At 43.4% G+C, this 21,512-nt stretch carries 15 protein-coding genes; 7 read left to right on the top strand and 8 right to left on the bottom strand.

Annotated features, from left to right (window positions below; genetic code table 11):
• The 3 genes from argC to RIB15_RS04860 all read right to left on the bottom strand — a co-directional run bounded on the left by argC (position 1) and on the right by RIB15_RS04860 (position 2,981).
• Positions 1-963 (bottom strand): N-acetyl-gamma-glutamyl-phosphate reductase, encoded by a 963-nt coding sequence (gene argC, locus RIB15_RS04870; RefSeq protein ID WP_350201027.1) that lies wholly within the window; start codon positions 961-963, stop codon positions 1-3.
• Positions 956-2,152 (bottom strand): argininosuccinate synthase, encoded by a 1,197-nt coding sequence (locus RIB15_RS04865; protein WP_350201026.1) that lies wholly within the window; start codon positions 2,150-2,152, stop codon positions 956-958. The genes argC and RIB15_RS04865 overlap by 8 nt, the downstream gene beginning before the upstream one ends.
• A gap of 184 nt (positions 2,153-2,336) precedes the next feature.
• Positions 2,337-2,981, bottom strand: coding sequence for a GNAT family N-acetyltransferase (locus RIB15_RS04860; protein ID WP_350201025.1), 645 nt, complete (start codon positions 2,979-2,981; stop codon positions 2,337-2,339).
• Between the two features lie 177 nt (positions 2,982-3,158).
• On the opposite strand from RIB15_RS04860, the gene RIB15_RS04855 reads away from it, so the two are divergent.
• The 5 genes from RIB15_RS04855 to RIB15_RS04835 all read left to right on the top strand — a co-directional run bounded on the left by RIB15_RS04855 (position 3,159) and on the right by RIB15_RS04835 (position 9,126).
• Positions 3,159-5,078 (top strand): tetratricopeptide repeat protein, encoded by a 1,920-nt coding sequence (locus tag RIB15_RS04855; RefSeq protein ID WP_350201024.1) that lies wholly within the window; start codon positions 3,159-3,161, stop codon positions 5,076-5,078.
• A gap of 1 nt (position 5,079) precedes the next feature.
• Positions 5,080-5,841: a lipoprotein insertase outer membrane protein LolB1 gene (lolB1, locus tag RIB15_RS04850; protein ID WP_350201023.1), complete on the top strand. Its 762-nt coding sequence runs from the start codon at positions 5,080-5,082 to the stop codon at positions 5,839-5,841.
• A complete protein-coding gene (locus RIB15_RS04845; protein WP_350201022.1) occupies positions 5,838-7,163 on the top strand; it encodes a murein hydrolase activator EnvC family protein in 1,326 nt (441 codons plus the stop codon). Before lolB1 ends, RIB15_RS04845 begins: the two co-directional genes overlap by 4 nt.
• Positions 7,164-7,280: 117 nt before the next feature.
• Positions 7,281-7,748, top strand: a complete 468-nt coding sequence (locus tag RIB15_RS04840) for a hypothetical protein (RefSeq protein WP_350201021.1) — start codon at positions 7,281-7,283, stop codon at positions 7,746-7,748.
• A 4-nt stretch (positions 7,749-7,752) separates the two neighbouring features.
• A complete protein-coding gene (locus tag RIB15_RS04835) occupies positions 7,753-9,126 on the top strand; it encodes a M28 family metallopeptidase (protein ID WP_350201020.1) in 1,374 nt (457 codons plus the stop codon).
• A 148-nt stretch (positions 9,127-9,274) separates the two neighbouring features.
• Here the strand turns inward: RIB15_RS04835 and RIB15_RS04830 are convergent, their stop codons facing one another.
• Positions 9,275-10,864: a Ppx/GppA phosphatase family protein gene (locus RIB15_RS04830; protein WP_350201019.1), complete on the bottom strand. Its 1,590-nt coding sequence runs from the start codon at positions 10,862-10,864 to the stop codon at positions 9,275-9,277.
• Positions 10,865-11,054: 190 nt separating this feature from the next.
• Here RIB15_RS04830 and RIB15_RS04825 point away from each other — a divergent pair, with 190 nt between their 5' ends.
• Positions 11,055-13,562 (top strand): M14 family metallopeptidase, encoded by a 2,508-nt coding sequence (locus tag RIB15_RS04825; RefSeq protein ID WP_350201018.1) that lies wholly within the window; start codon positions 11,055-11,057, stop codon positions 13,560-13,562.
• Positions 13,563-13,696: 134 nt separating this feature from the next.
• Positions 13,697-14,857 (top strand): O-succinylhomoserine sulfhydrylase, encoded by a 1,161-nt coding sequence (locus RIB15_RS04820; protein WP_350201017.1) that lies wholly within the window; start codon positions 13,697-13,699, stop codon positions 14,855-14,857.
• A 14-nt stretch (positions 14,858-14,871) separates the two neighbouring features.
• On the opposite strand, the gene RIB15_RS04815 is transcribed toward RIB15_RS04820, so the two are convergent.
• The 4 genes from RIB15_RS04815 to RIB15_RS04800 form a co-directional block, all read right to left on the bottom strand.
• On the bottom strand, positions 14,872-16,581 hold the full coding sequence (locus RIB15_RS04815; RefSeq protein ID WP_350201016.1) for a hypothetical protein: 1,710 nt from the start codon (positions 16,579-16,581) through the stop codon (positions 14,872-14,874).
• Positions 16,581-17,519, bottom strand: coding sequence for a tetratricopeptide repeat protein (locus RIB15_RS04810; protein WP_350201015.1), 939 nt, complete (start codon positions 17,517-17,519; stop codon positions 16,581-16,583). Before RIB15_RS04810 ends, RIB15_RS04815 begins: the two co-directional genes overlap by 1 nt.
• Positions 17,520-17,707: 188 nt before the next feature.
• Positions 17,708-21,238, bottom strand: coding sequence for a chromosome segregation protein SMC (gene smc, locus RIB15_RS04805; RefSeq protein ID WP_350201014.1), 3,531 nt, complete (start codon positions 21,236-21,238; stop codon positions 17,708-17,710).
• 44 nt (positions 21,239-21,282) lie between these two features.
• Positions 21,283-21,447: a four helix bundle protein gene (locus tag RIB15_RS04800; RefSeq protein WP_502881338.1), complete on the bottom strand. Its 165-nt coding sequence runs from the start codon at positions 21,445-21,447 to the stop codon at positions 21,283-21,285.
• Positions 21,448-21,512 lie beyond the last annotated feature (65 nt).

Here is a 21,512-nt window from a genome sequence, read left to right as displayed (position 1 = left end):
TTAAAATGCAGTTGATTTTAGATTGAGTCCGGCGGTTTCATCCAGTCCGAACATTAAATTCATATTTTGTACAGCCTGGCCAGAAGCACCTTTTGTCAGGTTGTCAATCACACCCGTGATTAATATTTGTCCGTCTTCTTTTTGAATGTGAATCTGGGCTTTATTGGTGCCTAAAACCCTTTTTATATCAGGAGAAGAATCTGTCACTGTTACAAAAGGATGCTCGCTGTAATATTCTTTGTAAAGTCTTTCTATCTCATGTGCTGATGGGTCCAGCTCAACATAACAGGCGGCCAGGATTCCGCGGGTAAAAGCCCCCCGCATGGGAATAAAGTGAACCGGTTGATTAAATTCATTCTGAAGCTGCTCCAAACTCTGTTTGATTTCTCCCAGATGCTGATGCTTCAACGGTTTGTAGATGGAGGCGTTATTACTTCTCCAGCTGAAATGCGTAGTGTCGGTTGGATTTTGTCCGGCGCCTGTACTTCCGGTGATGGCGGTTACATGAACCGGTTTGTTCAGTAGGTTTTTAGCTGCCAGCGGAAGCAGGATCAGCTGAATACAAGTCGCAAAACATCCGGGATTAGCAATGTGATTTGCTTCTTTAATTTTATTACGGTTTAATTCGGGCAATCCGTACACAAAATTATGCTCACCTTTGATACGGTAGTCTGAGCTTAAATCAATAATTTTCGCTGATGCAGGTATTCCATTTCCCTCAACAACTGCTTTTGATTTGCCATGTCCAGAACACAGAAAAACCACATCCACATCCTTTGACAATTCAGTATCAAATTTGAGGCTTGTTTCTCCTTCCAGGTCAGGATGGGCTGCATATAAAAACTCCCCGCCATGACTTCGGCTCACCACGCTTTCAATTTCCACTTCAGGGTGATGAAGTAAAATGCGAATCAGTTCACCGGCCGTATACCCGGCTCCGCCTATAATGCCTGCTTTAATCATGGTTCTGTATTTTTTGTTGGATAAGCATGGAGTTAGCTAAAATTTTTGTGAATCCTTTTACGTCTTCGCCACTCCAGGCGTTGTTCATTTCTCCATATTGACCTGCTTTACTACCCATAAGGTCATTTTCTGATTCAATACCTTCCAGCTCAAATCGTTTGGATTCTAGTTTTATAAATACTTTGCCAGACACTGTTTTTTGAGTGTCTTCCAGAAAGGTTTCAATATTGCGCATTACCGGATCGAGGTACTGACCTTCGTGCATCAGCATTCCGTACCATTCGGACAACTGATCTTTCCAGTAGAGCTGCCATTTGCCAAGGGTATGCTTCTCCAGTAGCTGGTGCGATTTAATGATGATCATCGGTGCGGCTGCTTCAAAACCAACACGGCCTTTAATGCCAATGATGGTATCACCTACATGAATATCTCTTCCAATTCCATATGGAGCGGCGAGTTCGTTTAATCGTTTAATCGTTGAAACGGAGTCCATTTGCTCGCCATTAATTCCAATGGGTTCTCCATTCTTGAATTCCAGTTCAACCAATAACGAATCACCATTAATGACCTCTGTTGGCCATGCTTCGTCAGGCAAAGCCTTGTGAGATGTCAGCGTTTCAGCTCCGCCCACCGAAGTTCCCCAAAGCCCTTTGTTGATGGAATATTTGGCTTTCGCCCATTCCTGTTCAACACCATGAGATTTTAGGTACTCCACTTCTTCCTCACGACTCAGTTTTTGATCTCTGATAGGAGTGATGATTTCGATATCCGGAGCTATCACCTGAAACACCAGGTCAAAACGAACCTGATCATTTCCTGCGCCGGTGCTTCCATGAGCGATGGCATCCGCCCCGATTTCTTTGGCGTACTCAGCAATAGCCACCGCCTGAAATACCCGTTCAGCACTTACCGAAAGTGGATAAGTGTGATTTTTTAAGACGTTGCCGAAGATGAGGTATTTGATGCCTTTTTGGTAGAATTCTTCTTCTACATTTAGCATTATGTGGTTTTCGACGCCTAGATTTTTGGCTTTTTCAGCCAGTGCATTTTCTTCGGATTTATCAAAGCCACCGGTATTTACAGCTGCGGTACACACTTCATAGCCCTGATCTTTAGCCAGCCAGATAGCACAATAGCTGGTGTCGAGTCCGCCACTAAAGGCGAGTAAGACTTTTTTCTTTTTATTCATGGTCAATTAAAAGTTGAATTAATGCGTCGTCGCGAAGAGTGAAAATGGTTAAATAAATTCTACTGTAAGCCGACGAAGCGATCTCCATAATTCGATATTCCAGGTTTTTCATGGAGATTGCCACAGGATTTGCTTTCTTCGGCCGCTGAATCCTTCGCAATGACAATTATGTTTAGAGTTAATTTCAAAAAAACAGGTTTATGGGGTTAATAAACTTCAGGAATTTGGCCGACTTCAGCCGCACCCACCGATAATACTTGGCGATATTTTTCTCCCGCTCGGCTTTAGGCTTCGTGTTTGGGTTTTTAGGATCAAACATCATTCCCGTGCAAAGGCAATTCTTTCGTTCATTTCGGGTAAGGATGTCATAGTTAGGACAGCTTTGACAACCATTCCAGAATGTGTCGTCCTGGGTAAGTTCTGAAAAAGTGACCGGGCGATATCCCAGGTCGGAGTTAATTTTCATCACCGGGAGGCTGGTGGTTATCCCAAATAATTTTGACTCCGGGTATTTCTTTCGGGAAAGTTCAAAAGCTTTGGATTTAATTTTCTTTGCTATTCCCTGTCCACGGTAATCCGGGTTTACAATCAGGCCCGAGTTGGCCACATACTTCTTGTTTTCCCAAATCTCGATGTAACAAAAACCGACCAGTGTTTTGTTATCGAGGGCTATAACAGAATTTCCATTTCTGATTTTCTTTTTGATGTATTCAGGATCACGCTTTGCAATACCAGTGCCGCGTTTGTGTGCGGCCTCTTCAATCATAATACAGATTTCATCTGCATAAGAAGTGTGATGCTCTGAAGCGATATAAATGTAAACAGACATGTGCGTAAGTGAGTAGAGTGAATAAACTTCTGTTCTGGTAGAAGTTATGAGTTAGGATCGTGCGGTTGTAAAGATGAGAACTGCTATAAAGCAGTTATATAAATATGACTACCGCCGTCGCGGAATTCGCCGGAGTGGAGTAAAGTTGATCCTATGTGCACATAAAATTTGCATGGCTTGAAAGTAAACAAAGCTGAAGCTTTAAAACAAGCCCCTGCACTAGATTTTAACAATTGGGAACGAAAACACTCCGAACCACCATTTCTAATAATCACTTTTCTATTTATCAAAAGAGAGGCAGCTTCAGGGCTGCATATGTTTAAAAGCCGGATAATCCATCCGGCTTTTTTTATTGATGAAGCAAATGAGCATAAATCACACTTTCCTGTTATACTTAGCGTTGAGATGATTGCAATGAAATATTTTCAAACCACTTTTTTAATAATACTTTTGCTTGGAGCCAGTCCTTTGCTTGCTCAAATTCAGTCTGATGCCGAACTGACTGGAAAGGCAGCCTATATACAGGGATTGGAAGCATTTGAGAATGAGGAATTCGAAACAGCCAGAGACTTATTGCTTGAAGCTTCCAGGAATTTGGAAAACGCATCAGGGGTGAATTATGCCTTAGCCGATACCTACCTTCAGCTGGATGATCTGCCTAACGCTGCACTCTATGGAAAGCAAGCAGCGGAAGCTGAGCCAGCTAATAAATGGTATCGGTTAAAACTGGCACAGATTTACAGGGCAGCGGGCCGGAATCAAGCCACGCTGGATGAACTCAAACTTCTGCTGGATTACCACCCCAATGATTTTGACGCATTATACATGCTGGCTGATACATACAATGACTATGGGGAATTCCTGAAATCAAATGAAATGCTGGATCAGATTCTAAAATTAACCGGACCTGATATTCAGGTTTTGTTGATGAAGTTCAGGAATTACGAATCGTTGGTTGTTCCGGATTCTGCCATAGCTCAACTCGAAAAAGTACGTAAGATCGATCCTGATAATCTGGAAATGCTGAATATGCTGGGAGAATATTATGCTAGAAATGGAGAGATTGATTCCGCAAAAAAAGTATTGGCAGATGCACTTGATCGGAATGCGCGCGATCCTCAATCATTAATTAACCTTGCCGGTATTTACCTCGATGAACAAAAGTGGGACAGTGCCGGCACACTACTTACCAATTTTATTGGTGACCCGCTGATTGAAGCAGTTGATAAAATGAATATCGCCCGTTTTCTATACTCCCGGGTTCAGCAAGATTCACAAAATATACAGTTGAGAATAGAGACAGAACGAGTGCTGGATACCTTAACCGAAAGTGAGTCAGAATATGGACCCGCATTTACATTGGCTGGTGAGTTTTATGCGCAAACGGCTCAACCCGAAAAAGCATTAGAGAAGCTGGAGCGGGCCAATGAATTACTTCCTCAAGATGATATAGCGTGGAGGCAGCGGCTTCAGTTATTAATGGGGCAGCAAAAATATGAGGAAGCCATTGAAGTAGGCCAAAAAGCAGATGAGGTCGTTCCTGATGATGCCTTTGTACAGTTCTTTGTGGGGAGTGCCTATATGCTTAACGACCAGAACAATAAAGCAGAAGAATGGCTTGAAAATGCTGCGCGGGCTCCCGCACGTCGCCCATTTAAGTCAATAGTTTATAGTACCCTGGGTGATGTAAGGGCGAATCTGGAGAAACACGAAGCTTCTGATGAAGCCTATGAACTGGCTCTTCGTTACGATCCCGAAAACGATAATGCGATGAACAATTATGCTTACAATTTATCGGTGCGCGAAGAAAACCTGGAACGAGCTAAAGAATTAGCACTAAAAGCCATTGAAGTAGCACCTGAAAATGCAGCTTACCTGGATACGGTAGGCTGGGTTTATTTCAAGCTTGGTGATTATGACAGAGCCCGCCGTTTTATCGATGCTTCCATTAAAACCGGTGCAGCAAGTGCTGAAGTTCTGGAGCACATGGGCGATGTGGAAGAACAACTTGGCAATATGGAAGAAGCCCGAAAATGGTGGCAGCAAGCTTTAGATAACGATTCAACCCGAACACATTTGCAGGAAAAGATAAATTAGCGTGACATTTCAATCCCCGTTTTCACTTTTAAAATTTTTGGTCATTGGTTTTGTAATCACTTCTTGTACCTCAACAAGAACGGTTACCGAAGGTGACTTTAGTCGAATCAATATCCCTGAAGAAGACATTGTTTCTGAGATTCCGAATTATGAATCGGAGCTTAATGCCATTAAAGGGAAGGGCCGGGCTTTGGTAAGTGAGCCGGGTAACAGCGACCGGGTTACTATTGATTTTGAAGCAAATCGCGCGCTAAGCTTGCTGACATTTCAAAACCGTATTGGTATTGAAGGCGGGCAAATGCTTGTAGACGAAGACTCTATCCTGATTTACAACAAGCTGGACAAGGTTGCTCAAAAAATTTCGATTTATGATGGCCGCATGACCAGCCTGAATGAGCTGGCTTCCATTAATATTCTGGACCTGCTTAACTTTAAGGTTGAGGCAAAAGATATTCAGTCAGTTTGGGAAAGCAATAATTCCTATCAGTTGCGGTTAAAAAACGGAGCTCAGGTTTTTGTGAATAAAGAAGAAGGATGGGTTCAGCAGGTTGATCAAACCTATGAAGGTATGGCACCATATTCACGCATTGTCTATGAAAGTTATGGTGAACTTAATGGATTCACATTACCAAGAAAAATCACGATCTTTAGCGCAGATGGCGATTCACGGGTTGTGTTTTTAGTAAGAAGCCTCGAGGTAAACCCTGGAAAACTTAATCTGGAAATAGACATTCCAAAAGATATTGTAATTCAAAGGATATGAAAGCGAAAAGCTGCATCCGTTTTATTGGAGTTTTGATTTTAACCTTGCTGATGGGGGCGGAGTCATTTGCTCAAACATATCAGGAGAAAAGAGAAGAACTGCTGAAGCGACAGGAAAATACCCGTGCAGAAATCAATGTGTTGGAAGCCCGGATTAAGAATTACCAGCAGCGGGTAAGTCAGGCTGAAGAACGTTTCGATAAGTCATTTGAACAATTTCAGTCATTGAATAACCTTATCGCTCTTCAGGATGATAAAATCAAAAGCCTGCAGGAAGAGCAAAGCCAGATTGAAGCAGAAATTCAGCTCACCGAAAAAGAAATTGAACTCAGGGAACAAGAGCTGGAACAGCTGATCGATAATTATAAGCAGATTATTTTATACGCCTATAAAAATGGCCGGGCAGGAAACCTGGAGCTGCTGTTAACTTCCAGGTCGATCAACCAAATGCTGGTTCGTTCAAATTATTTGCAACGGTTTGAAGAACAAAAGACGAAGCAGGCCAGGCTCATCAAAAAGAACAAACAAGAGCTGGATCAGGTAAAAGACGATTTACAGGATAGTTACAAGAAAAACCAGGTGGTGCTTGGTGAAATCCGCGAAGAGAAAGAAGAATTGGGAGATCAGCGACAGCAGCAGCAGGAAACGGTAGAAAAGATTAAGCAGGAGCGCAGCACATGGCTGGAGGAACTTCGTAAAACCCGCCAGGAAAAAGAGAATCTGGAAAGTACTTTCACGAACCTGATTGCCGAAGAGGAAGACCTGCGGGAAGCTGAAAATGAGCGTTTGAGACGATTGGAAGAAGCACGAAATATTGCCGATGCTGCCCGCCGTGCTGATGAGGTTGAGAAATACTCCCGCCCCATTGTTCGCGAAAATTTTGTGAGCGATGAAGTACTGCTGACTTATGAAAATGCTTTTGCACAGGCCAAGGGCAGCTTACCATGGCCGGTTAACAGCAAAACAGTAGCGAAAAAATTCGGGCGCGTCCGTAATCCTCTCTATGGTACAGTAACCGAGCATCCTGGTATCGATATTGTTGCTGATGCAGCCTCTCCGGTTAAATCGGTTTCGGATGGCTACGTATTTCGTATTCAGCCTTTACCGGGTTATGGGGATGTTGTATTTGTGAAGCATGGCTCCTACTACACTGCTTATGGTAATTTAAGTCGGGTTGATGTGGAAGTGGGAAGTATTCTTGCACGTGGTCAGCAGCTGGGTTTATCAGGAACCAGTCAGTCTGAATTGGGTGAAGTGATCTTTTTCCTGGTACGTCAGGGTAATGAGAACCTGAATCCTGAAAATTGGCTTACCTCAAAATAAACATTCTGGAAAAGTTCAGGCCCAAGCGTTAAAAGATATGTTCGTATTGGAATTTGGGGTGTGTTTTTAGGAATTTCAGCTTGTCTTTAAAATCCCCAATCAATCAATAAACCCGTTTTGGATAATTTACCTCGGTTCATTTTTTACGCTTCCGGCATTTTAATGATTTCGGCCGCTTTCACCCTTATCTCGTCTGAGTTTTTAGGTATGATCAATACCCCTTCTTATGCAGGGTTGCTTGTTCTTCTGGGTTTTGGTCTGGTTTATATGAACCTCGTTTTCTTGTCTGGCCGGCGGTTTATGAGACGACTTCAGGGGCCAAATCCTGTTCCGTATATTTTTGCTCTACTTGTGGCAGCTCCGCCTTTAGTGTGGGTTCAGATTTATGATGCCGGGTTGGGAGAATCGGAGCTTACTTTTATGTTCACTGTGATTGTTGCCTGTGGGTCAGGTGCTTTTTTTGGTCACAGAACCGGGTTAAAGGCACAAATTAAATTCCAGGAAAACCTTCGGGAATATTTAAATCAGGACAGAAAAACGCCTGACGATCTTAAGGACTCCCAAAATAATCTCAATAAAAATTAAATCTATGAAATCACTTAAAGCTACTACTCTTTCTCTTCTTTTCAGTTTTACTTTTTTCGGTATCGCTTTTTCACAAACTCTTGAAACGGAAGTGCTCCGTGAAATAGGTGCTGCTCCATCGGCAGATAGAATAGAGGCGGATATCAGCAAACTCGTTAGTTTTGGAACCCGTCACACTCTTTCTGATACCACTTCAGATACCCGCGGAATTGGGGCAGCCAGGCGCTGGATAAAAGCTGAATTTGAGCGTATTTCGGAAGAATGCGGCGGATGTCTAGAGGTGTTTTATGTTCGGGATTATATTGATGGTGAGAACCGGATCCCTCAACCAGTGGAAATTGTCAATGTAATAGCGATACAGCGAGGTACATCTGATCCGAATCGTTTTGTCGTAATGAGCGGTGATATCGATTCTCGGGTAAGTGATGTAATGGATGGGGAGTCAGAATCTCCAGGGGCAAATGATAATGCTTCCGGGGTTGCAGGTGCATTGGAAGCTGCTCGTGTTTTGACAAACTACGAATTTGAGGGCTCCATCATGTATGCAGCTCTTTCTGGTGAAGAGCAGGGCTTATTCGGTGGTGAAATACTAGCTGAGTACGCAAAGGAAAAAGGCTGGGATATCAAAGGAGTTTTGAATAATGACATGATTGGAAATATTCAGGGCATAAATCAGGTAATCGATAATACTACCGCCCGTGTGTTTTCGGAAGGTACCCGGGCAGTTGAAACAGAACGTGAAGGCCGAATTCGGCGCTTTACGGGTGGCGAGGTAGATTCTCCGTCCCGAAACTTAGCCCGGTATGTTGATAAGATGGCGGATCTCTACATCCGAAACCTGGATGTAATGATGATTTATCGTTTAGATAGGTTTGGACGGGGCGGACACCATCGTCCGTTTAATGAAGCGGGTTTCCCGGGGGTTCGTATTATGGAAACCAATGAAGACTACAATCGCCAGCATCAGGATTTAAGAACTGAAGACGGTGTTGAATATGGAGATGTACTGGATGAAGTAGAATTCGATTTCGCCGCCAAACTAACTGGATTGAATGCCGTCGTAATGGCATCGATGAGCTGGGCTCCAAGCCCGCCTGCTGAAGTCGGAATTGAAGGAGCTGTACGTCCAAGTACTACGTTAAAATGGAAAGCTCTGGATCCTGATCAAAATCCGCAGCTGGCTGGATATAAGATCTACTGGCGACTAACAGATGCCAACCAATGGCAAAAAAGTGAGTTTGTTCCTGCTGATAAAACCGAACATACCCTCGAGAATGTTGTAATTGATAATTATTACTTTGGCGTGGCCAGTGTTTCAGAAGACGGTTTTGAAAGTCCGGTTGTTTTCCCGGGCCCGGCTGGCTCGTTTGGAGATTAAGGCTGAAATACGTTTAGATAAGTCATTCCTGTGAAGGCAGGAATCTTGTTTTTTCGAACGATTAAGAACTATTTAAGGCATATAGATCCCGGGCATGTGCCGGAGATGACCGATAACTTGCTCCGATGCTTAGCATCGGAGCTTTTTATTATCCGATATAGCTGGGTTCGAGCACGCGTTCGATGTTTATCTTTTTGCCCGTTACCTCTTTAAGGAGTTCAGATTTGCGTTCAGCTCCCCAGATCTCCAGATATGGCTCACCCTCTGTACGGATATTCAGCTTAATCTGGTCTTTTTCAGAGAAAACCTGTAAGTCTTTCACATTTTGATAGTGGCTTCGATCCAGGCCATCGGCGACCCGCAAAATTCCGGAAAGGCTTTTAATTCGTTTCCTTATGGGTGCGGGCATTTTCCAGTATTCTCCATGTCGTTTTTTGGGGGTTGATCGGCGATGATAGCGGGCTACGTTGGCAATGATCTCAATTTCATCTTCTTTAAAACCCTTTAAATCAGAATGGCGAATGATATAGAGGGCATGTTTGTGATGTTTGGAATGAGAAATATAATACCCAATGTCGTGTAGGTAGCTGGCGTATTCCAGAAGCTCGCGGTCGTTCAGGCTGAGTTCCAGCTCATCTTCCAAAGCATCAAAAATAGTGAGTGCCATGTTGGCTACGTGTCGGGAATGGGTCTCATGCCAATCGGTTTTACGAAGAAGTTCAAACACACTTCGCCGGCGTGGGTCAGCAAAAGCCCCACTCCACTGAAGTCCGATCATATCCTTTTTAAGATATCGGATTACAATACCTTCGCGCAGCGCCTGAGAGGAAATCCGTACGGTTTTAATGCCAAATTTTCGAATCAGGAAATCCAAAAGTACAACCCCGGTATTGATAAAGCCTACCCGCTTTGTATCCAGCCCGGATACATTCTTTCTTTCCTTTCGGTTTAATTTTATAAACCAGTCATAAAACTTTTTGAAGTCATCAGCAGAGAACTCCATTTCATTTAATGTCACGTCAAAGGATTTATCCTTCCGGGCAGCGATCATCTGGGCAATATTCTCCATAGTACCCGAAGAGCCAATAATAGTATCCGTTCGGTGCTGTGCAAACGCCTGTGCTACATCCCGGAGCTGTTCTTCATAATGATCTTCCAGTGTTTTAATGTCTTCTTTGGTGATGGGGTCGCTGGGCTTAAAGATTTCCGTCATCCGGGAAACCCCGATTTTTTTACTGGCCTTGAAAAAGAACTCTTTCTCATTCCCGAGAAGAAATTCCACACTCCCGCCACCTACATCAGCCATGAGCACAGGTTCTTCAGTTAACTTTACGCCGTGACGAACTGCCAGGCCAATCAGCTCAGCTTCAACGCGGCCGGGGATGGCATTCATTTTAATGCCGATGTCATCAATGCTTTTTTGGATAAACTCCCCGCCGTTTTCAGCTTCACGGATGGCGCTGGTTGCATAAGCCAGAATCTCTTCACACTCGTAGCTATCTGCCAGGCGTTTGATATTTCTTAAAGCTGTTAACCCTCGTTTAAAAGCTCCTTCAGATAGCCTTTTGCCCATCCCGCCCTTGGCAAGCTGAACCATTTCTTTCAGCTTATCTAAAGTCCGGAAGCTACCATCGGAGTAGACATCCACAATGATAGCATGGAAAGAGTTGGTGCCAATGTCGATGGCGGCAATGCGTTTGATAGGGGCAACCTGGTTGTTACTATTGCTTATAATCACGCGGGATAATTGAATTTTGGACTTTTGTTAATCATACAGAAAAGATAACAGTTTTGACAATGGGGATTAGCAACAATGAATAATCTGTTATATAATTAAAATTTACTTGTACACACGCATTTGAATACCTACCATTCACCAACCTTTGAATGGAGGATGCAAATTTAAATCTGAATAATCGATCAGAATAATGAAAAAAGCTGCTTTATTATCACTACTAGGATGTTTTTTACTAACTGTGAGTGCCTGGGGGCAGGTACAATCACCCGATGAGTTTTTGGGGTATGAGCTGGGTGCCCAGTGGACTCCTCATTACAAAGTGTTGAACTATTTTCAGCATGTTGCTGATGAATCTCCGCTTGTTACGTTAACGAAGTACGGCGAAACAAATGAAGGCCGGGAATTGGTTTATGCGGTTGTAACTTCGGAAGCAAACCATCAAAATCTGGAAGAAATAAGAACGAACAACCTGAAGCTGGCTAATCTGGAGGCAGGTACCCCTACCCAAAATCAGAAGGCTATAGTTTGGTTAAGCTATAACGTACATGGCAATGAAACTTCATCAAGTGAAGCAGCCTTAAAGTCGGTTTATGAGTTGGTTACCCAAAAAACAGCGTGGCTGGAGAACACCGTAGTTATCATGGACCCGATGGTAAATCCGGATGGGCGAGACCGGTATGTAAACTGGTACCGCACGGTAGTAGGTGAAGAATTTAATCCTAACCACGATGCCAGAGAACATCATGAACCATGGCCAGGAGGCAGGACTAATCACTACTATTTTGATTTGAACCGTGACTGGGCGTGGCAAACACAAGTTGAAACACAGCAACGTATTCCGGTTTACAACAGCTGGATGCCACATGTACACGTCGACTTTCATGAGCAAAGTTATCGTTCACCCTATTATTTTGCTCCTGCAGCAGAGCCTTTCCACATGGCTATTACCGATTGGCAGCGACAGTTTCAGACGATGATTGGAAAAAACCATACCAAATATTTTGATGAAGAAAACTGGCTGTATTTCACAAAAGAAGTTTTTGATCTTTTTTATCCTAGTTACGGAGATACATGGCCAACATTCCATGGCGCAATAGGAATGACCTATGAACAAGCCGGAGGAGGTTTTGCCGGTTTGGGTGTGTATAAACCAGAAGGAGATACTCTGACCCTTAAAGATCGTCTGAATCATCATCATACAACGGGTATCTCAACGGTTGAAATAACCTCAAAAAACCATGACAGGGTAATTCAGGAGTTTTCTGATTACTTCACTGGTGCAACCCGAAATGGAGCAGGTGAATACAAGACCTTTGTAGTGAAAAAGAGCAGTAATCCTGATAAGGTATCCCAATTACTCAGATATCTAAAAAATCAACGCATCGATTTTGGAGTGGCTAGCCGTTCGTCCAATTCAAATGGGTACGATTATAGCACCGGAGAGACTGGCCGGGTTTCAATTGAGGAAGGGGATTATGTAATCAGTACTTATCAACCCAAAGGAACGCTTGTTAGGGTGTTGTTTGAGCCGAAACCAGAATTGGCAGATTCTTTAACCTATGATATCACGGCTTGGGAAATGCACTATGCTTATGGTGTTGAAGGATATGCAATTAAAGGTCAGCTGGATACCAAACCACTAGCGATGAGCACAGAAGATAAACTGACTCCTGTTATCGATAAGCCATATGCATATATAGCTAAATGGAATTCTATAGAAGATCTTAGATACTTGTCCCGCTTACTCGATGAAGGTGTAACAGTAAGATACGCAGAAGAAGGATTTACCCTGAACGGCGAAAAATATGCACCGGGAACACTAGTCATAACCAGAAATGGAAATGAAAACCTTGGGGCAAAATTTGACCAAATAGTAAAGGATGAAGCCAATATGTTGAATCGTATCGTTACGCCTGTTGCTACTGGTTTTGTGGATTCAGGTAAAGACTTCGGTTCTTCATCCGTCCGCTACATCGAAAAACCAAAAGTAGCACTATTATCTGGTGAGGGAACCAGTTCATATATGGTAGGTCATATCTGGAATTACTTTGATCAACAGATAGATTACCCCGTAAATCTGATTAATATTAGTGACGCAGCATCTGTCGACTGGGATAAGTACCACGTCCTGATACTCCCGGATACCTACGGTTCTGCAATAGGAAATGGCGAATTGGATGCCATTAAAGACTGGGTTAGATCAGGAGGAACGTTGATTGCCCTCGGGAATGCTAATAATGACTTAGCCGGAAGAGATGGCTTTAACCTTAAACGTAAAGACCTGGAAGTTGAAAACGAAGAAAGTGAAGATCCGGAAGATAAACTTCAGAAATATAGCGAAGCATCGCGTGACAGAGCACAATACTCAAATCCGGGAAGCATTTTCGAAGTAATGCTGGATACTTCTCACCCTCTGGCCTTTGGTTATGATGAGCAGTATATGTCTCTCAAATTGGGTTCTAGTGCTTTTAAGTACCTTGATAATGGCTGGAATGTGGGCGCTGTAAAAACAGATGCACACCGAAGTGGCTTTGTTGGAAATAAAGCAAAGAAATCTTTAGAGCATACACTTGCCTTTGGTGTACAAAATATGGGAGCCGGTCATGTAGTTTATATGGTGGATAATCCGTTATACCGGGGATTCTGGCATAATGGAAAACTACTCTTTGGAAATGCGGTGTTCTTTGTAGGAAACTAATCCAATTTTAAATAGTGTGAACGTACTTTGACAGCGTCTTCTATGTTCAATCAATAGCAACGTTGTTGAATTAACACGTTCACACTTTATCATTATCTTGGGTTCAACTCACTCAAAAATACCTATCGAAGATTATGAAGCGTAAAGAAACGCAATCTATCCGCACCCAAACAGAACGTACAAAATTTGGCGAGCACTCTACGCCTATCTATATGACATCCAGCTATGTGTTCGATAATGCGGAACACATGCGGGCTATGTTTGCAGGTGAAGAAGAAGGCAATGTTTACAGCCGGTACTCAAATCCAACGGTGGATGAATTTATCGACAAGATTGCTTTGATGGAAGGAGCAGAATCAGGCTGGGCTACGGCCTCCGGAATGGCTGCTGTGTTTTCAACTTTTGCGGCTTTACTTAATGCGGGCGATGAAGTGCTTTCGTCCCGCTCGGTATTCGGTTCAACACATAAATTGTTTACACAGATTTTTCCCAAGTGGAATATCAAAACGAACTATGTTTCGGCTACCAATTTGGATGAATGGGAAGATGCCATCACGCCAAATACAAAAATCCTGTACCTGGAAACACCTTCCAACCCGGCGCTGGATATTATCGATCTGGCTAAAGCAAAGGAAATTGCTGAAAAACACAATCTGATTTATGTGGTGGATAACTGCTTCACCACTCCGGTGATTCAAAATCCTATTGAGTTTGGAGCCGACTTGGTGATACACTCTGCCACAAAATATATTGACGGACAGGGACGTGGCCTTGGTGGTGCTATTGTTGGCCGACAGCATTTAATTGATGAGATTGAAGCGTTCGCACGTCATTCGGGTCCTTGCCTCTCACCATTCAATGCATGGATGTTATCGAAAAGTTTAGAAACGCTACAAATTCGGATGGAGCGACATTCTGAAAACGCTCTTGAAATAGCAAAGCGGCTGCAAAATCATAAACAGGTGCAATGGGTGAAATATCCTTTTCTGGAAAATCACCCGGCATATGAAATAGCGCAGAAGCAAATGTCGATGGGTGGAGGAATTGTTACGTTTGGAATAAATGGCGGGTTGGAAGCTGGAAAAAACTTTCTGGATTCACTCAAGATGTTTTCTCTTACCGCAAATCTGGGAGACTCAAGAACGATTGCCACTCACCCGGCTTCTACCACACACTCCAAGCTGTCGGAAGAAGAACGCCAAAAGGTGGGCATCACCCAGGGGTTGATTCGCCTGTCTATTGGTCTTGAAAACGTGGAAGATATCTGGGAGGATATTGAGCAGGCGCTGGGTTGAAGAACCTCCAGTAGTCAGAGTCTGCGGAAAACTTCAAATGCAAGCCACCAGTTTAGTTGATGAGCAAGGTCATGGTTCTTCTCATCATAAAAGCCGGTAATTAACTGATTGATTTTATCATGATCATAAGCCGAGAACTCTTTTGCCGATTGTGAGTTATAAAGATCCCTGATATACTCTTCTATAGTCATCAGGAAGTCAATAGTTTGAGAGCTTTCGTGTTTCATTCCAAGCTTGTGTTTAATCAGCATCCACACAGCAGAAGTGTAATCTTTCATCCAGTAAGGATAGGAGTAATTGCCTTTTATAAGGGGTTCGTTCTGAAGTTTAGGAGCATTATTTTTTATAAAAGAACGGAAAGCATGTGCATTCTTGCGGTCTTTCAGGGGGAGGTTTAGCGCTAACTCAATTAAGTCTGGCTGTAAAAAAGGCATGTAATTAAGTAACTCATTATCAGAACGTGCTTGTTCGGGGCCTGCTCCGTTTGGGACACGTGTTCGCACAGAGAATAAATCCAGCCAGTTTTCTATTCCTATTTTAGCGATGTCTGGCATGGCGTTGATTTCTTCTTGAAGTTCTTCTTCCAAACCAATAAACATTGCATTATTACATTCTTTGGTAAAAATATCGGCTCTTTGAAGACGCAAAAAAGGAATCAGAGCCGAAACATCTTTTTTAATTAAAGCTGTCCTGGCTCTTAAAAGAAGGCTGTTCATGAAACGGCGCCTGGCAATTTCTCCAAACCCCCCATCAATAACGGCTAGCCCCAGTTCCTGAATTTTTTTATAGGCTTGAAATCCAACATAATGCGAAGGAGTTGAGGTGAGGATGGTTTGCCCAATAAAATCAGGAAGAAACCCTTCGATGTCTTTAGCTTCAGGAACCGCCTCTCGAAAAACATAATGCTTTTTATCGTAAAGCTGGCTTAGCAAAGTCGCAGTTTCTAAATCCGGATGGTTTGTTTCACCAAAAGTATGAGTAGTCCAGTTCGATTTGGATTGCTGAAGAAGAATTGCAAAAAGAGTGCGGGAATCAAGCCCGCCTGATAAACCTAATGAAACCGGAAGTCCGTTTTTTAGTGGAAGCGTGCTAAAGCTTGATAATGAGTCTATGAAGTTCTGTGAAGTAACTTCCCGGGTGTTATAGTTCCATCGCTGATTGGAAACCTCAACTTCTCTGGAATTGATGATAGCATGCCCACTTTGCGAAAGCCGCTCAATTCCATTTATAAAGCTTTCCTGTGAAAACTGATTAATAGCCAGCCAGCGACTCCCAAACTTCTTCCAATTTATGGAGGCCTCCGGAACGAGCTTCATCATCCAATCGAGCCTGGTAGAGAAGAGAACAAAGTCTTTTGCCTTGTGGATATAAACATTCCGCATTCCCAGTTGATCAGTAATCAGTTCAGTCTGATTTTCATCCCATCTGCAAACCGCAAAATGGCCATTGAGCTGGTGCAAATAGCTGGCTTCATTTTGGACTGCCTGTTTCCAGTCAGCTTGATTAAATAATTTCGGATTCTCTCCGGCAGAAATACCAACTCCTGAAGCTATCCAGCCTGAGTTCGATGAAGCATCTTCGTGAAAGTGTATCGTTTCTGTGATGCCTCCGCCGACTAAATAAAAAGACCCGAATTCAGTACAGAAATCATGATTTGAAGAAAGAGATTGAAGCGGGGTTTTTAAGGTTTGATTATTGCCTGATATGCCAATAAACCAGCCCATTAATTTTTAAGGGCTAATTCAGCCTCGCTGGCAATATAGCCGAATGCAGCCCAGTTGCCGGCATCATAAACCCGCTGCCAGATTTGCTCTGCCCGTTCGGTTCTGCCATTTATATGGTGCCAGAATCCAAGCCCGTATCCCAGAGTAGCGTTATCAAGTTCTGAATTTTCTTCCGATAAGATTTGATCGGGAGAGAAAACACCTTTGAAAACCAAAAGTAACTCGTGATAACTGGTGTTCTCAATCAGACTCATGTCCGGTGAAATCTGTTCCAATAATTTGCCAGCTTCGGTGTCTTTCCCGGATTTTCTTAGGGACATGTACTTCCAGTAAAGAAACGCTACCTGCATGTCGGTATTTAGGGCAACCTGAAGCCCGTTTTCATAAGCCAGATTAGCTTGCTCATATTCACCTTTAAGGTAATGGGCCAGGCCAAGATGGTACCAAGTGTTAGTTTGAAGAGTGCTTAAAGGGATATCCTGATCATTGGGTAAGCCATCTTTTTCGGTGAGGTCTTCCTCCCCTTCAAAAAGTCGTGCGGCTCGCTGAAAGTCATTAATTGCCAAATCAAATGCCCGGAGCGTGATGTATCGGTGACCACGGTGGCGGTACAATCTGGGCTCTTCGGGAAATTCGTTGATCGCATCCGTAAATAGCTGAACTGCCTGCCGGTAATCTCCCGCATAGGCTGTTTTACGGGCTTCCCAAATCATATGGTCTAGTATGCGATCTTCCTGAAAAGAAAGCTTACTCAACGAATCAATCCGGATTAAATATTGCTGAGGAATAGCCTGAATATCAGTCTTCAGTGTATCCCCCAGTAAAGAAATAGTTTGAGCCGAAATTGGTAGAGAATCAAAATCAGGCTGCTTTTTTTCAGACTGACAGGAGATTAGAAGAAACGATAAAATCAGAAAAACCGGAATGAGAGATTTCATAACTATTTTGTTATTTCAGGAAATGATGATGACGGAAATATATTGTTTTGGAAGCATTTTTAAAGAACCTGTCGAAAACTCGCACCGACGCAGAGCGATCGGAGCTAGGTACGGAGTTAGAATTAGCAATCTGCTGCAAACCAACTAAACTTCAACATTCCATGTTGAATGTTCATTATTGAATATTCTTAGAGCACATCTTCCACTTCATCAAGCTTCACGCCCACCAAGCGACTTACACCGGTAGTAGGCATAGTCACGCCATACATCATCTCGGCCTTGCTCATGGTCTTTTTGTTATGCGTGATGATGATAAACTGGGTGTCTTCACTGAATTCTTTGATCATTTTGGCAAACCGCTCAATATTGGCATCATCCAAAGGAGCGTCTACCTCATCCAAAACACAAAACGGAGAGGGCTTTACCAGATATATAGCAAAAAGCAGGGCGATAGCCGTCAGCGTTTTTTCTCCACCGGAAAGCTGTGAAATACCAGATGGGCGTTTACCGCGAGGCTGAGCCTTGATTTCGATGCGGGCTTCCAGCGGGTCTTCTACATCCTGCTCAATAAGCAAATCACAGTAGTCATCGGCTTCAAAAAGCGTTTTAAATACCTTCTGAAAGTTTACCCGAATTCTTTCAAACGTTTTATTGAAGCGCTCGGTAGCCGTTTCGTTGATCTCATCGATGGTTTCGAGTAGCTGCTCCTCGGCTTCTTCCAGATCCTGAATTTGCTCTTCGTAGAAATCCAGCCGCTCCTTTTCTTCTTTATATTCTTCGATCGCCAGCGGATTCACTTCACCGATGCTGTTCAATTTCTGCTTCAGCCAGCTGATACGTTCTTTAACTTCTTCCGGTGTTTTATCCTCAGGCATTTCAGCACCTTCAATCTGCTTCATCAGGATACCATAGGTTTCCCAGATATGATCTGATAGAGCCTGACTCTGCATCTCCATTTTCTCACGAGCCATATCCAGGTGGTGAACCAACTCCATATTCACCTCTTTGCGGCGGCGGACTTCCTTCAGCTCCTTCTCAATTTCATTGATTTTACCCCGCTGTTTGGCGGCAGCTTCTTCGGCCTTTTCGAGTTCTTCATCAGCCTCTTTTTTGGCTTCCGCATTTTTTTCGATACTGGATTGTAACTCTTTGATCCGTGAACTGAGCGTGTCAATTTCTTCCTTACTCTCTTCGGTCATCGAGGTTCGGTTCTTGATGCGCTTTTCCACATTCTCAATACCGGTTTCAGCTCGTTGAACTTCCCGTTCCAGGTTGTCTACTTTGTTGCGAAGGTCCTGATGTTTGAGCTGAGTGTCATTGTAGCGGGTTTGGGCTATGGAGCGCTCATCTTCCAGTGTTTCGAGGAGGTCTTTTTTCTCCTGCTGCTTCTCATCCAGTTCCAGCATTTTTTGCTGTAATTCCTTTTGTTTGGGCTGAATGGAGTCGAGTTCTTCCTGAGCGGTGCCCTCACTGCTTTTCAGGTTGTCTTTGCGATTGACCAGTTCACCAATATTCTTCTGATAGACCTGGATTTTTGAACTTAAACTGTGCTGTTGCTGTTCCAGCCGGCGGACTTCCTGCTCTTTTTCCTTAAGAGATTTGCTAAGCTCGCCAATATCCAACTTCTCGTATTTTTCTACGATCTGCTGAAGGTAGTCTTCCAGCTTGGAGATTTCTTTGGTGGTCTTGGCTTCTTCTTTTTCGAGCTTCTCAATTTTGTCTTTCAGCCCGACACGAATTCCGGCATTTTTACTCTTGCTTCCGCTTTGGAAGAACCGGGAGTTGGTTACCACCTCTCCATCAAAAGTAACGCCAACCAGCTCATCATCTTTTTTGGTGGCGGAATAAGCGTCTTCCACCGAATCAAAAACTTTGGCATTACCCAGCAATAGCTGTTTTAGAGCTGAGTATTCCCGCTTGGATTTCACTTCATCAAACAGGCTGCCATCTTTAACAGGGTAGGTTGCAGAAAGTTGATCTAGTGGAATGAAGGTCGCTCGGCCTTTGTCATTTTCCTTCAGGATTTTTGCTGCTTGTTTGGCTTCTTCCAGTGTTTTTACGACTACGAAGTTCAGCACATCACCCAGAACGGCCTCAAGAGCCACCGCATGTTTTTCATCGGTATTGAAGATCTCTGACACGGTAGTCATGTCTTTGAAATCAAAGCGGTGATTTTCAATCAGGAATTTTACACTACCCGGAAATGCTTCGTTCGAGCTGGCAAGGTCATTCATCAACCGGATCTCAGACTCCAGCGATTCTTTTTTACTTTGAAGCGTTCTGAGTTCGTCTTTAATCTCGTTTTGCTTCTCCGCGAATTGCTCCCGCTTTTCCCGTGCAGTTTCCAATTGCTCTTCCAGTTCATCCCGTTCAACAACCAGCTTCTCCAGCTTTTTCTCGATCAGCCCTTGTTCGCCATTCATATTGTCGATCTCATCATTCAGATCTACAATCTCATCGTTGATGCGCTCCAGGTCGCCTTCGGTATTCTCAAGACGACTTTCAATTTTAATGCGCTTGGTTTGAAGTTGGTTCAGCTCGTTATTGGTAGCACTGATCTGCACTTCAATTTCATACAGTTCAGATCGCTCACGATTATACTGCTGCTGAATTTGCCCGTATTTCTTTTTTGAATCTTCGAGTGCCTTTTCGGATTTCTCTAAATCATCATCAAACGATTCCAGCTTCTTTCGGCTCGAATCAAGCAGTTCATTCAGTTCCTTTAAATCCTTTTTACCCTGCTCAATATCCTTGCCATATTCGGCAATCACCTTTTTCTCATTCTCAATTTTCTCTTTTGTGATCCGGAGATTAGTGTCGGCTTCGCGGATAGCATTATGGAGCTGACTTACCCGGCGCTGAGCCTCAGCCTGCTGTTTTTCCTTTTCGATGAGTTCTGCCCGGGCTTTTTCATCAGCCTCTTCAAGCTCCTCCATACCCTTGCCGATTTCCTTCTTCTCCTTATCCGCATTGGTGATGCGTTCTTTCAGGGGCTCAAGCTCTGATTTTATCTTATTGAACTCGTGCAGGGTAAGTGCCTTGTCCTTAATTTCGAGTTCATCTTTATAAACTTTAGCCTTTTCCGCTTTTTCGGCCTGAATCTCGAGTGAACGGGCTTTCTTTCTTAGCTCAACCAATAAATCATCAACCCGCTGTAAATCTTTACGGGTCGATTCCAGTTTTCGAATCGTCTTCTTACGCTGATCTTTGTATTTGGTAACACCGGCCGCTTCCTCAAATAACCGACGCCGATCGTTGTTCTTGTCATTCAGAATTTCCTCAACCATTTTCAGCTCAATCACCGAATAGGCATCTGAGCCCATCCCGGTATCCATGAAGAGCTCCATGATATCTTTCAACCTGCAGGAAGTATTGTTAATCAGGTATTCGCTATCTCCTGAACGGTACAGGCGACGAGTGATCGTTACTTCACTATACTCGATGGGAAGAATTCCTTTGTCGTTTACAAAAGTCAGCGAAACCTCAGCCATCCCAAGTGCCTTCTTTTGAGCCGTACCATTGAAAATTACATTGGCCATTGCCGATGAGCGGAGTAAAGAAGGTCGCTGCTCACCCAGAACCCATCTCAGGGCATCCACGATATTGGATTTACCACAGCCATTGGGGCCTACAATAGAGGTAATCCCGCTGTCAAACTTCACCTTTGTTTTGTGAGCGAAGCTTTTAAATCCCTGAAGGTCGAGTTCGGATATATACATTTATGGGTTGCGGGCTGTGTGTTGCGAGTTGCGGATTGTATGTTTTAAGTTTGCCAGCTTGTTTCAACATATTTAATAAAGCTGTTCAATTTTCGGCCTAAAGTATCATGTTTATTAATCAAACCAGTCAATGGTTCTTTAGAAAAGTGTATGTCACTGATCATGTTTAATTGTGAAATAGTTTCATCGCAGGAAGAATGGGCAAAAATCAGGAATCGAACAAATTCATCTTTATAACGCCTTCTTCCGAAACCTTCGATGTTTTCCTAGTCTG

This window comes from Gracilimonas sp. (assembly GCF_040218225.1).
In the GTDB taxonomy this organism is placed as follows: Bacteria; Bacteroidota; Rhodothermia; order Balneolales; family Balneolaceae; genus Gracilimonas.
The sequence above is the reverse complement of the archived record's forward strand: the minus strand, read 5'-3'. Positions and strand labels throughout refer to the sequence as shown.